Here is a 13,171-nt window from a genome sequence, read left to right on the forward strand (position 1 = left end):
GACGGCACGGGCCGCCGAGGGCGGCCGGTCTCGGTACATTGGTGCAGCAGGGATCACGACTCCCCGTCGTGCGGTCGCAGGCCCGTGCTCATGAACCTCGCAGGCGAGGCAGTATGTCCGACTTGAGTGCGCCGATCGTGGCCACGTTCCTCGTGTACGTGGCCGTCATGATCGGAACAGGTGTCTGGGCCTACCGCCGTACGCACACCTTCGCCGACTTCGCCCTGGGCGGCCGCAGGCTCCCCGCGTTCGTCGCGGCCCTGTCCGCGGGGGCCAGCGACATGTCCGGCTGGCTGTTCCTCGCCTTTCCCGGAGCGGTGTACGCGGCCGGCCTCGGCGCCGGCTGGCTCGCCGTCGGCCTGGTGCTCGGGACGTACCTCAACTGGCTGTTCGTCGCGCCGAGGCTGCGTACCTACACCGAGCGCGCGGGCAACGCGGTGAGCCTGTCGGCCTACCTGGAGGAGCGGTTCGAGGACCGCACCCGGATGCTCCGCATGGTCTCGGCGGCGGTGACCCTCGTGTTCTTCACCGTGTACGTCGCCAGTGGGCTGGTGGCCGGCGGACTGCTCTTCGGGCACATCTTCGGCGCCGGCTTCCGCCTCGGGGTGGCCCTGACCGCCCTGGTGATCGTCGTCTACTCGTGCCTGGGCGGCTTCCTGGCCGTGAGCCTCACGCACGTCATGCAGGCCACGCTGATGTTCCTCGCCCTGCTCGTGCTGCCCGTCGTCGGTATCGCGACGCTCGGCGGCTTCGGTGCGCTCCGTGCCTCCCTCGACAGCAGGACGCCCGGTCTCCTGGACATGGGCGCCAAGGTCGACTTCGCGCACGGACGGTGGACGGGAGGCGGTGGGTCGCTCGGCGCCGTCGCGATCGTCTCACTGCTCTCCTGGGGCCTGGGCTATTTCGGGCAGCCGCACATCCTGGCCCGCTTCATGGGCATCCGCAGCACCGGTGCCGTCCCCGCGGCCCGCCGTATCGAGACCGGGTGGGTGATCGTGGTGCTGGCCGGTGCCACCGCGGTCGGCCTCCTGGGCATCGCGCGGTTCGGCGCACCGCTCCATGACCCGCAGACGGTCTACATCGCACTGAGCCGGACACTGTTCAGTCCGTGGGGCGCCGGCGTGATGCTCATCGCGGTACTCGCCGCGATCATCTCGACGGCCGACAGCCAGCTCCTCGTGTCGTCCGTCGCCCTCACGGAGGACTTCTACCACGCGTTCCTCAAGCGGCGTGCCTCGGACCGCGCGCTGGTGTGGGTGGGGCGCGCCGCCGTCGTCACCGTGACGCTGGTGGCCTCCCTGATCGCGCTCAGGGGCGGCGGGCTGCTGGGCATCGTGGGCTACGCCTGGGCGGGCTTCGGCGCCGCCTTCGGCCCGGTCGTCCTGCTCTCGCTCTACTGGCCCCGCATGACCTGGGCGGGGGCCATGGCCGGGATCGTCTCCGGCGCGGTCACGGTGCTCCTGTGGCGTGTGGTCAGACCGTTGCACGGCCCCTTCTGGTCCGGCGTCTACGAGATGATCCCGGGGGTCCTGATCGCGACGCTCGCGGCACTGGTCTTCGGCAGGTTCGCGGGCCGGCCGCCGAAACGGGCCTTCTGGCGGATGCCGGGCGGCGGGGTGAGCCAGCTGATGCTCACTCCGTTCCTCAGCCACGCGCCGGTCGGCATCGCCGTCCTCGACACGGATCTGCGGTACGTCTGGGTGAACGAGCCGCTGAACCGCCAGATCCCGCTGAAGCGGCGGCTGGGCCGGCGGATGTCGGAGGTGCTGCCGCAGGCCGAGGCCGACGCCTTCGAGGAGCAGATGCGCGCGGTGCTGCGGACCGGCGCGCCGGTGATGGACTTCGAGTACCGCGGTGCCGGCTACACGGTGCACGACCGGAGCCGCGCGATCTCCGCCTCCTTCTTCGCGATGAAGGACCGCCACGACCGGAGCGTCGGCGTCTGGTACATGATCATCGACGTCACCGAGCGATGGCGGGCGCAGGAACGCCTGGCCCTGCTCAACGACGCCGCCGCGCGCATCGGCAGCACCCTGGACGTGACCCGGACCGCGCAGGAACTGGCCGACGACGCGGTGCCGGCCGTCGCGGACTTCGTCGCCGTCGACCTGCTGGACTCGGTCATGAGAGGCGAGGAGCCGGCCCCGGGACCGGTCGGCATGGCGCCGGTCCTGCGCCGTGCGGCACAGCGGTCGGTCCGTGCGGGCTGCCCCGAGGCGTCACTGGCCGTGGGGGAGACGGTCCGGCGCGCGCCCGAGACGCCCGTGACCCGCTGCCTGCTCGAGAGCAGGACCCTGGTCGAACGGGTCCTGGACCCCGCCACCAGTCCGTGGGTGACCGTGGACGAGACACTGGGCGCCTCGTTCCTGGACCACGACTTCCGCTCGGTCATGGTGGTCCCCGTGCGGGCGCGCGGGGTCACCATGGGGGTGGCGACGTTCGCCCGGTCCCGGAGGCTGGGCCCCTTCGAGGACGACGACGTCCGCCTCGCCGAGGAGCTCGTCTCGCGTGCGGCGGTGTGCGTCGACAACGCACGCCGTTTCACCCGTGAGCGCACCGCGGCCCGCTCCATGCAGCGCTACCTGCTGCCGCAGGACCTGACGGGAGGCTCCGCCCTCGACGTGGCGTCGTGGTACCTGCCGGCGGACGCCCCGAGCGGTGTGGGCGGCGACTGGTTCGACGTGATCCCGCTCTCCGGAGCACGTGTGGCCCTGGTCGTCGGGGACGTCGCCGGGCACGGCATCAACGCGGCGGCGACCATGGGGCGCCTGCGCGTCGCGGTGCGTACGCTCGCCAACCTGGACCTGTCTCCGGACGAACTGCTGGCTCATCTGGACGACCTGGTCATCGGCCTCATGGGGGCGCACGACATCGACGCGCCGTCGGCGGCCGAGGGCGCGGCGACCGGCACCGCGTTCCTCGGCGCCACCTGCCTGTACGCCGTCTACGACCCGGTCAGCAGGCGGTGCACCATGGCCCGGGCCGGTCACCTGCCCCCGATGATCGTCGCTCCCGACGGCACCGCCGACATCCTGGACCTGCCTGCCGGACCACCGCTCGGCCTCGGCTACCTCCCCTTCGAGTCGATCGAGACGGAGCTGGCGGACGGCAGCCTCATCGCCCTCTACACCGACGGCCTCATCGAGTCCGTCGACCGGGACGTCGACGTCGGGCTCACCCGGCTGGGCGATGCCCTGGCGGCGCCCCTGCCCACCCTGGCGGAGACCGGCCGGCGAGTGATCGACAGCCTGCTGACGGGCCCGCCCGCCGACGACGCGGCCCTGCTCCTCGCCCGTACCCGTGTCCTGGCCCCGGACCGCGTCGCCTCCTGGGACCTGCCCAGTGATCCGGCCGCCGTGGCGCACGCCCGCGACCTGGCCACTCGCAAGCTGACGGAATGGGGCGTCCCCGAGCTGACGTTCACCACGGAGCTCATCGTCAGCGAACTGGTGACCAACGCGATCCGCCATGCCACCGGGCCGGTCTGCCTGCGCCTGATCCGGGACCGCGGTCTGATCTGCGAAGTCTCCGACGCCAGCAGCACCTCGCCCCGCCTGCGTCACGCGCGGACCACGGACGAGGGGGGACGGGGCCTGCTGATCGTCGCCCAGCTGGCCCGCCGGTGGGGCACCCGGTACACGAAGACCGGCAAGATCATCTGGACGGAGCAGGTCATCGCGGCCGACGCGGCCTGAGCCCGGCGGGCGGGTCCGCCGTCGCCGCACCGGGCGGATCCGACGGCAGGGGCGTCCGCCCGGCCTCCCGGGCTTCTGTCGCCGGCTACTTCGCCTTGCGGTTCGCGGAGGAGACGGGCTCCTTCCCCAGCCTCTCGATCGTCTCTTCCATCTCGCTCACCCTGCGGCGCAGTCGCACCAGTTCCTCGCGCTCGGCCGTGGTCAGAGCGCCCGCCGGTCCCTGGCCTCGCTCCACCGCCAGCTCCTGCGCGATCGCCGCCGCGAACGCGTCCACGTCGGCTTCGGTGGTGTCGAAGGAGGTCATCCAGCGGACCTCGCCGGCCTGCTCGTCCCAGGTGTAGAAGCGGAAACGCTTCTGGAGACGCTCGGTGACGGCCGGCGGCAGGACGGCGAAGATCTGGTTGGCCTGCACCGGGCGGCGGATCTCCAGGCCCGGCAGGTGGCGCACCGCCTCGTACAGCCGCTGGGTCATCGCGTTCGAGCCGGCCGCCGAGCGCAGCCAGAGGTCGCCGCCCAGCAGCGCTTCGAACTGCACCGACATGAAACGCATCTTGGAGCCCAGCTGCATGCTCGTCTTGCGCAGGTGAGCCATGCCGCGCACCGCGTCCTCGTTGAGCACGATCACCGCCTCGCCAAAGAGCAGCCCGTTCTTGGTGCCGCCGAGCGAGAGCACGTCCACGCCGACGTCGGTGGTCATCTCACGCAGGGACACGCCGAGGGTGGCGGCGGCGTTGGCGAGCCGGGCGCCGTCCAGGTAGACGAGCATGCCGCGGTCGTGCGCGTGGTCGCAGATCGCACGGATCTCGTCCGGGGTGTAACAGGTGCCGAGCTCGGTGGACTGGGCGATCGAGACGACCCTGGGCCGGGCCCGGTGCTCGTCCTCGAAGCCCCATGCCTGACGGTCGATCAGCTCAGGGGTGAGCTTGCCGTCCCACGCGGGCACCGTCAGCAGTTTGATCCCGGCGACCTTCTCGGGGGCCCCGCCCTCGTCGACGTTGATGTGGGCCGACTCGGCGCAGATCACGGCGTCCCATCGGTCGAGCATGGTCTGCAGCGCGACCACGTTCGCGCCGGTGCCGTTGAAGACCGGGTAGGTGTGCGCGGTGGGGCCGAAGTGGCCGCGCACCACTTCCTGGAGGCGCTCGGTGTAGACGTCGGCGCCGTAGCTGACCTGGTGGCCGCCGTTGGCCAGGGCGATCGCCGCGAGGACCTCGGGGTGCGCCCCGGCGTAGTTGTCGCTGGCGAAGCCGCGCTCGTCCGGGTCGTGTCGTCGCTGTATGGTCATGGTGCTGGCCTACTCGTCTCGGTCGTACGGGTGTGACACATGTGGTCCGGACGGGCGCCGGCCGGCGCCGGCTCCGTCCGCGCGCGGGCCTTCTCCAGGCCGCGCACCAACGGTGGTGCGGCGAGCCCGAGCAGGGCGAAGACCGCCGCGAGGACCAGCCAGCCGGTCGCCGCCGTGCCGACGACCAGGGAGGTCATCAGCCACGGCCCGGCGAACTGCTGGAGCCCGCGCCCCAGGGAGAACACCGCCTGGTACTCACCCTGCCGGCCCGCGGGGGCGAGCCCGAAGGACAGGCCCCAGCTCGCCGACGCCTGGTACAGCTCGCCGATGACGAGCACCAGCGCACCAGCCACCAGGGCCGCGCTGTCCAGGAGCACACCGTGCCCCGCGCTCACCGCGAAGACCAGGCAGGACGCCCCCAGCGCCCACCCCGCCCAGCGCAGCATACGTGCCGCTCCGGCCGGAGTACGCGCGCCCCCGCTGACCGCGACCTGGAACAGCAGCACCAGGACGGTGTCCAGGATCAGCAGCCCCGACACCAGCAGCGCGGGCGCGTCGGTGCAGGTGACGATCCACAGCGGCAGACCGACCGTCAGCAGCGGCTGGTACAGCTCCAGAGCACCGCACACCAGCGAGACCGCCACATAGCGCACGTCCCGCAGCGCGGCGCTGCGCAGCACCCCGCCCGGCGCCTCGGCGGCGGCACGGGGGCCGGCGCCCGCGGGCAGCCGCATCCCGAGCAGCACGGCGACGGAGACCAACTGGAGGGCGGCGTTGGCGAGGACCGTGGCGTACAGGGCGGTCGCGGTGCCCGCCGCGATGGCGGCTCCGGCCAGCGCGGCGCCGCCGAGGAAGCCCAGGTTGAACAGGCTGCGCATCTGCGCGCTCACCCTGACCCGCGCCGCCTCGCCCACCAGCGCGTCGGTGAGTGATGCCTGCAGCGCGCCCGCCGAGGTCTCCAGGACCGCGAGGGCGCACGCGACCGCGAGGAATGCGGCGAAGCCGTCCACCAGGCAGTAGGCGGTGAAGCCGGCGGCCGCGAGCAGGAAGTTGCCGGCGAGCACCCGGCCCGCGCCGAGCCGGTCCGCGAGCCGGCCGATGGGCACGGTGCAGAGCAGACCGCAGAGCCCGGCGACCGACAGGGCGAGGCCCACTCGGTGGGCGGGGATGCCGAGGGTCCGGGTGAAGAACACGGCGCTGGAGGTGAGGAACACCCCGAGCCCCAGGGACTGGATGAGCGTGAGGACGCCGAGTCTGCGCGCGTTCCCGGCGGCCGGCAGGGACTCCCGGAACCAGGCGCGCAGCACGTCGGCGTGTCCGCGGGCGTCAGCCATGCGGCTCAGCCCCCTCGGCCCGCTCGGTCCGCAGCCCGTACACCTCCATCGCGGTGTGCACGGCGGCGCGCACCGCGGCGGCGCTCCGCCCCCGGAACCGGAAGATCCCGCAGCCCTCGTCGTAACTGCCGGGCCCGGTCAGGATCCGGCCGACGGCGGGCAGTTCCTCGTGGTAGACCTCGGGGACGGCCGACAGGAGCGAGGTACGCGCGACGACCCGGCCGGGCAGCTCGCGCGGAACGGGGTAGATGAGCCAGCCGCCGGCCCGGGGCCCGACCGGTTCGGACGGCTGCCACAGCGGGGGCAGGTCCAGCGCCGCCCGGAACGCCTCGGCGAACAGGTCGATGCCGTAGAGGTCGACGTGCAGGAACGGCACCTGAGCGCCGCCCGGCCGCAGCCCGACCTCCAGGAACACCAGCTCGCCCCCCGGCCGCCGGATCGCCTCCAGGTGGAACGCGCCGTCGCGCAGCCCGAGCGCCCGCAGACAGTGGTCGGCGAACGTGGTGAGCTCGTCGCGCTCGGGGCCGGGGTCGAGCAGGACCGAGCCGAGCGGGCGGCCGTGCGCGTAGTCCAGACAGGTGTGGACGTACTGGGAAGCGGTGACGAAGTGGAGGCGGCCGGAGCGGCGGACGCCGTCGACGTGGAAGATGTCCCCGTCGACGTACTCCTCGCACTCGTACGCCTCGGGGTCGACGCCCTCGAGCGCGTCGCGCAGTTCGTCGGTGCTGTGGACGACCGTGACTCCCTGGGAGCCCGCCGCCGCGCGCGGCTTGAGGACCAGGGGCGGACCGCCGAGGGCGTCGACGACCGCTTCCGCCGAGGGCGCGTCGTCGAGCCGCCGGAACCGGGGAACCCGCAGTCCGGCCGCGCCCACCGCGCTCTTCATGGCCGGCTTGTCCTTGAACCGCTCGACGAGGTCGACACCGTAGCCGCCGGGGACGCCGAGCGCGGCCGAGAGCCGGGCGGCGGTCAGGACGTCGTACTCGGACTGGCCGAAGACCGCCTCGGGCGTACCGTGCCGGTCCGCGATCTCCCGTACGAGGGGCAGCAGGTCGTCGTGGGCCAGGCTGTCGCGCACATGGACCTCGGTCGCCCCGTCCCGGTCGAGCGCGGGCAGCCCGCCGGGCGTGGTGAGGTACACCGTCCGGCATGGATGGCCGTCGAGGAAGCGGTGGTATTCGCCGAACTCGTCGCCGGAGCGGTTGAGGACGACGTACAGCGGGGTGGTCCGGTCGGTCACGTGTCCGCTCCCGGTCGCAGGGTGCCGGGCAGGCAGGCGTCCAGATCGGCGGCGCTCACCCGGCCGAAGCCGGGCGCGGGCCGGTCCCGCAGGGCCGGGGTCCTGGCGAGGAAGGCCCTCGCGCGAGGCTCTCCGGTGCCCCCGAGGCGCTGCCAGAGGAGCTCGGCGAGGTCCGGCATCACCGGGAACGCCAGCAGGGACAAGCCCTTGAGCCACCAGTAGGCGCCGTCCTCGGCCGCGTGGGCGACCGCGTCGTCGGCACACCAGCGGTCGAGTGCCGCGACCGCGCGCCGGGTCGACACACGGGCGCCGTCGAGCGCCGCGGACTGCTCGGCGAGCAGGGATTCCAGGAGGTCGGCGACGGCCGGGGCGGGCGCCTGCGGTGGCCCGTCCGGCAGCCGGCTCCAGGCGGCGTCGATCCGCTTGCCGAGGCCGTCGGCGAGCGTGGTGTTCGCGGTCCGGAGGAAGTCGGCCGTCTCGAAGCTCGCCGCCCCGGACTCCAGATCGGCCCCGGCCAGGTGGTACCGGACGGTGTCCACGCCGATGGCGGGCGAGGCGGCGATGTCCGCCGCCCAGATGGCGTGCTGGGCGCTGGTGGAGAACTTCCGCCCGGCCAGCCGGTAGAAGTTGTTGATCAGGCACCGGTCGTACGGCTTCATGGCGCCGTGCAGCAGGCTGGTGCCGACGATCGAGACCAGGGTGGGGATCACGTTGTCGATCCCCAGGGTGGTGATGGTGGTGACCTGGGAGTCCGGGTCGAAGGCGTTCACGCCGGTACCGGACAGCCGGCCGTGGACGGCGCCGGCGAGGCGGGCGAACATGAAGATCCCGGCGTACGGGAAGAGGGCGCGCGGGACGTCCGGCTCGGATCCGGGCAGCGGAACTCCCCACGTCTGCGGGGCGCTCAGCCGTACGGTCAGGCCGTCGCGCTCCAGGAAGCGCGCCACGGTCGCCCGGTAGCGGTCGGCGACGCCCAGGTCCGCGAGGGTGGTGTCCAGGAGGTCGCGGTCGGGCAGCCGCAGGAAGAGGCTGGAGATCTCGCGCCAGGTCAGCGGCCCCTCGTCGAGCAGGGGGCGCGGCTCGACGACCGACTCGGGCAGGAAGTGCGCGCTGCACTCCTCGCAGAAGTAACTCGCGATGCCCGCACCGCACTCGGGGCAGCTGCCCTGGAGCCAGCCGCCCACCACCCAGCGGTCCGACGCCGCGCAGTGGGGCACGCGCTCGGTACGCGTCAGCACCGCGCCCCGGGCCGTCAGCCGCTCGATCGAGTCGGCCACCTCCTGCTCGAACTGCTCCCGCCAGGGCTGCTGGTCGGGGACGATGAAAGCGTCGACGCCGATGCGCATCGCGGCCAGGTCGTCCTGGATGCGCCGACCGTAGCGGGCGGCGACCTCGCCGGGCGTGGAGTCCTCGGCGTGCGCCTTGAGCGTCACGTACGACTCGTACACATCGCTGCCGGTGATCACCAACGGCAGGTCGCCCCGGACCCGCAGATGCCGCGCGATCATGTCCGACCACAGGAAGGGGCCGCCGATGTGGCCGAGGTGCAGGGGGCCGTTGGGCGTGGCCTCGGGCGGCACCAGGAGGTAGTGCCGGGGGGTGTGGGTCTCCCCGGTCAGCAGGCTCATGTTCGCGTTCTCCTGTCGAGCAGGTCCAGTGCGTCCTCGGCCATGGCCGGGGCGAGTCGGTAGCCGGATCCGGAACCGCCGATGGCCATGACGACGTCGTCGTCGCCGGCCGTGTCCACGATCGGCACATGGCCGGCGGTGAAGCAGTCGCTGAAGACCCGGCCGCCGAGCAGGTGCGGCAGGAAGCCCGGTACGTGCCGGGCGAGCAGGGCCCGGGCGACTTCCCGGTCGCGGGGGTCGATGGCGAGTGGTTCGTCGGGGCCGCGGTCCCAGTCGGGCGAGGTGATGCTGAGGATCCAGTGGCCGCCGCCGTGGTGGGGCAGCAGGAAGGCGTCGGCGTCCTCCAGGACCAGTGCCGGGGCGCCCGGCGGGGGCGCCGTCATGAGGTGGAACGCCACCACCTTCTTCACCCGGGCCCCGCGCGCGCGGGCCGCCGCCGCCACCGGGCCGTCGAGGACCCAGGGGCCGGGCGCGAGGACCGCCTTGGCGGCGGTGAGCCGGCTGCCGTCGGCGGCGACCAGCTCGACGCACCCGCCCGTACGCCGTACCCGGGTCACCCGGAATCCCTCCAGGAGGGTGTTGGCCGGGCGGCCGAGGACCTCGTCGAGCAGCCGGTCGGTGAGCCACTGCGGCCGGCCCATGGTCATGGGGCCGCTCGCCAGCAGGACTTGGTCGCCGCCGTGGGCGAACCCGGGGAACGTCCGCTCGAGCAGGGATCGCTCCTCCCCGCTGACCGGGCGCGTACGGCCGCCGTCGGCCATGGTCGCGTCGAGCGCGGCCGTGTTCTCGCGCGCCACCAGCCAGCGGACGTCGACCGGCGCGCGTCCGGCGTCGCCGAGTCCGGCGGCGAGCTCGTCGAAGAGCGCGGTGCTGCGGGCGGCCAGCGCACGCTGGGCCGGGTTGTGCCCCGTGGGCGTGTCGAATCCGGCCGACAGACGGGTCGCGCCCGTCCCCCGTCCGGCGTGCGTGATCACGGCGACGCGCCGGCCCGGGTCCCGGCGCACGGCGTAGTACGCGGTGAGGGCGCCGACCACGCCCGCACCGACGACGGCGAGGTCGTAGTGGGGCGCCTCACCGGTCCCGGTGATGCGCTCACTCATGGGGCGCCGACCACCAGAAGGAGTAGACGACCAGTTCCTCGCCCTGGTCGGCGAAGATCTCGTGGACGGCCTGTGAGGCGAAGCCCACCAGGGAGCCGGGCCCGACGAGCGACCGCTCGCCGTCCACCTCCAGGGTGCCGGAGCCGGCGTGGACCACCCAGATCTCCTGGACCGCGTGCTGGTCCGGCGAGCTGCTCCCGCCCGCCGGCACGGTGAAGCGGGCCGCCTCGAACGGCACGTGGGGGAAGACCGAACGGGCGAAGTCCGCCTCGGCGACGGTCACTCCGTCGGGTTCCTCCTCGGTCGGGCCGAAGGGAACCAGGGCGCCGACCGCCTCCGCCTGGAACTGCGCCACCTGACGCGCGGTCATACCGGATACCTCGTCTCACCGAGCATGCTGTTGAGGATGACCGCGCTGCGCCACGCGAGCAGGCTGAGATTGGGATCGGCGACGCCCCAGGCGTGCCGGGCGCCGTTCTGGAGGTAGATCCGGTTCTCCGCGGGCCCGTCCCAGGCGACCGAGAAGTCGTCGCCCACGACGAGCATCCCGCCGTCCCGCCGCAGTCGCGCGTCCAGCGGCGCCATGAAGTCCGGCAGCGCGTAGGCGTATCCGGTGCTCAGGATCACGAGGTCGGCCGCGAGCACGGCGGGTGCCTCCGGGCCGGAGGACTCGACGACGAGCTTGAAGTCGCCGGGGCCGCCCTCGACCGCGGTGACCGCGCAGTCCGCCATGAAGCGCAGCCGGCCGGGGTTGTCCTCGATGAACTCGTCGCGGTAGCTCAACCGGTAGATGTCCTGCAGGACTTGGAGGTCGATGCCGTCGCTGGTGTACTTCTGCCGCTCCAGGAGCCGGGACTTGTGGTCGGCGGGCAGCGCGTGGAAGCGGCGTACGTAGTCGGGCGTGTAGAGGTCGTTGGCGAAGGGCGAGTCGTCCATCGGCAGGAACGACGAGCGCCGGCTGACCCAGGTGATGCTCTCGGCAGCCGCGCCGGCCGCCAGGTGGCGCACGATCTCCGCGCCGCTCTGGCCGCCGCCGACCACGACGACTCGCCGTCCGGTCACCTCGGGGGACCGCAGCAGGAACTCCCCGGAGTGGAAGACGGTGGGGCCGATGAAGGGGCGGAACGGCTCGGGGACGGACGGCGTGAGCCCGGTGCCCAGCACGAGGTGACGTGCCGTCACCTCCCGTTCGGCGGTGCGGAGGTGGAAGGCTCCGTCGTGGAAGTCCACGCTGTGGACGTCCGCGCCGAACGTCAGGCTCGGCAGCCGCCCGGCGACCCACTGGAGGTACTGGTTGAACTCGGCGCGCAGGACGGCCGGGAAGTCGGCGGCCAGGAACCGGTAGAGCCGGCCCTCACTCGCCAGGAACGACAGGAACGAGAAGGGGCTGGTCGGATCGACCAGCGTCACCAAATCCTTGAGCAGCGAGACCTGGAGGGTGGCCTCGGGCAGCAGCAGCCCGGGGTGCCAGGAGAAGCTCTCACGGCGCTCCAGGTGGGCGCCGCGCAGTCCTTCGACCGGATGCGCGAGCGCGGCGAGGCTCATGTTCGCGGGGCCGATGCCGACGGCCGCGTAGTCGAGTATGTGTGCGTTCATGGTGGCAACCCCCGGGTCAGGCCGGGACGACGAGGTCGCCGAGCGCCTGCCAGCGGTCCAGGGCGTCCTGCGGCGAGTCGGCGGTGAACAGGGCGTGGCCGAGGCGCGAGCGGCAGTCCTCGACGCCGGGGATGGTCTCGCCCGGCGCGAAGTAGACGGCGGTCTCGGTGACTTCCGGCAGTGCCTCCAGTTCCGGCCACCCGGTGAGCTCCCGGTACGAGGAGCGGCCCGCGGCGGAGAAGAAGCGGATGCCGGCACTCCTGGCCTGCGGCCGTGCGAAGGCGCCCGCCGCCTCCAGGCCGACGCCGAGCGCGGTGGCGACGGCCACCCTGGGCAGGCTGACGCCGGTCACGAGCCGCAGCAGCTCCACGATCCGGTCGCCCGGCAGCCGGGCGCCGATCTCGATGAGCACCGGACCGTCGGCGCTCAGGCGTAGTTCGCAGTGGAAGGGGCCGCTGGTGATGCCGACGGCGCGGACGACGTCGCCGACGTACGCCTCGATGCCGCGCAGGGTGGCGTCGTCGACGAGCGCCGGGGTGAGGTGGCCGAGCTCCACGAAGTCGGGCTCGGGGCCGAGCAGGGTGCGGCTGAGGGCGACGACGGTGACCTCGCCGCTCTCCAGGACGTAGCCGTCGGCGCTGAACTCGGGGCCCTGGACGTACTCTTCGACGAGTACCCGGTGCTCGTGCAGCTTGCCCATGTCGGGCTCCGGATCGGTCACGAGCCGCTGGAACGCGGCGGTGAGCTGGTCGAGGTCGTCGGCGCGGCTGACGTGGATGCTGCCGGAACAGGCGACCGGCTTCAGCACGCAGGGGAAGCCGACCCGTTCGGCCGCGGCGCGCAGTTCGGCGTCGGTGGTCGCCTGGGCGAAGCGCGGGGTGCGCAAGCCGGCCTCCGCCACGGCGGCCCGCATGACGCTCTTGTCCCGGACCCTGTCGACGGTCGCCACGGGCAGGCCGGGCAGGTCCAGTGCCGCGGCGACGCGCGCGGTCGCCGTCACGTAGATGTCGGAGCCCGGCAGCACCGCCTCGAACGGCTCGGCTCGGTGCAGTTCGAGCACGGCCGCTTCGAGGTCGGCCTGGTCGTTGGTCTCCACCGTCAGCACCGAGTCGGCCGCCGCGCGCACGGCGTCGGAGAGCCGGCGGTCGCCGGAGTCGGCGGTGGCGACGACGACCCGCAGTCCCATCTCGGCCGCGACACCGATCAGGGTGGCGCCTCCGGAGGAGGCGGGTTCGACCACCAGGACGCGGGCAGGGCGAAGTACATCTGTGTGCGGCAAAGCGAGATCCCCCG

Annotated in this window: 9 protein-coding genes; 1 reads left to right on the forward strand and 8 read right to left on the reverse strand. The window is 73.0% G+C overall.

What is annotated here, in order from left to right:
• The first annotated feature begins 113 nt into the window (after positions 1 to 113).
• Entirely contained in the window at positions 114 to 3,695 is a 3,582-nt protein-coding gene (gene putP / locus B446_RS31580) for a sodium/proline symporter PutP (RefSeq protein WP_020943509.1), read from the forward strand.
• Between the two features lie 85 nt (positions 3,696 to 3,780).
• Here putP and B446_RS31585 read toward each other — a convergent pair whose 3' ends face one another.
• The 8 genes from B446_RS31585 to B446_RS31620 are packed head-to-tail and all read right to left on the reverse strand — an operon-like array spanning position 3,781 to position 13,157.
• Positions 3,781 to 4,980, reverse strand: coding sequence for a threonine aldolase family protein (locus B446_RS31585; RefSeq protein WP_020943510.1), 1,200 nt, complete (start codon positions 4,978 to 4,980; stop codon positions 3,781 to 3,783).
• The gene (locus B446_RS31590) at positions 4,977 to 6,314 is read right to left on the reverse strand and encodes an MFS transporter (RefSeq protein ID WP_020943511.1); all 1,338 of its coding nucleotides are present in this window, start codon (positions 6,312 to 6,314) and stop codon (positions 4,977 to 4,979) included. The genes B446_RS31585 and B446_RS31590 overlap by 4 nt, the downstream gene beginning before the upstream one ends.
• Entirely contained in the window at positions 6,307 to 7,554 is a 1,248-nt protein-coding gene (locus B446_RS31595) for an ATP-grasp domain-containing protein (RefSeq protein ID WP_020943512.1), read from the reverse strand. Before B446_RS31595 ends, B446_RS31590 begins: the two co-directional genes overlap by 8 nt.
• Positions 7,551 to 9,182 (reverse strand): class I tRNA ligase family protein, encoded by a 1,632-nt coding sequence (locus B446_RS31600; RefSeq protein WP_020943513.1) that lies wholly within the window; start codon positions 9,180 to 9,182, stop codon positions 7,551 to 7,553. Before B446_RS31600 ends, B446_RS31595 begins: the two co-directional genes overlap by 4 nt.
• Entirely contained in the window at positions 9,179 to 10,282 is a 1,104-nt protein-coding gene (locus B446_RS31605) for an NAD(P)/FAD-dependent oxidoreductase (RefSeq protein WP_020943514.1), read from the reverse strand. The genes B446_RS31600 and B446_RS31605 overlap by 4 nt, the downstream gene beginning before the upstream one ends.
• On the reverse strand, positions 10,275 to 10,652 hold the full coding sequence (locus B446_RS36255) for a cupin domain-containing protein (protein WP_020943515.1): 378 nt from the start codon (positions 10,650 to 10,652) through the stop codon (positions 10,275 to 10,277). The genes B446_RS31605 and B446_RS36255 overlap by 8 nt, the downstream gene beginning before the upstream one ends.
• On the reverse strand, positions 10,649 to 11,878 hold the full coding sequence (locus tag B446_RS31615) for a lysine N(6)-hydroxylase/L-ornithine N(5)-oxygenase family protein (RefSeq protein WP_020943516.1): 1,230 nt from the start codon (positions 11,876 to 11,878) through the stop codon (positions 10,649 to 10,651). Before B446_RS31615 ends, B446_RS36255 begins: the two co-directional genes overlap by 4 nt.
• Before the next feature lie 16 nt (positions 11,879 to 11,894).
• A complete protein-coding gene (locus tag B446_RS31620) occupies positions 11,895 to 13,157 on the reverse strand; it encodes an ATP-grasp domain-containing protein (protein WP_420010343.1) in 1,263 nt (420 codons plus the stop codon).
• Between the last annotated feature and the right edge of the window lie 14 nt (positions 13,158 to 13,171).

It is taken from the genome of Streptomyces collinus Tu 365 (assembly GCF_000444875.1).
Taxonomy (GTDB): domain Bacteria; phylum Actinomycetota; class Actinomycetes; order Streptomycetales; family Streptomycetaceae; genus Streptomyces; species Streptomyces collinus_A.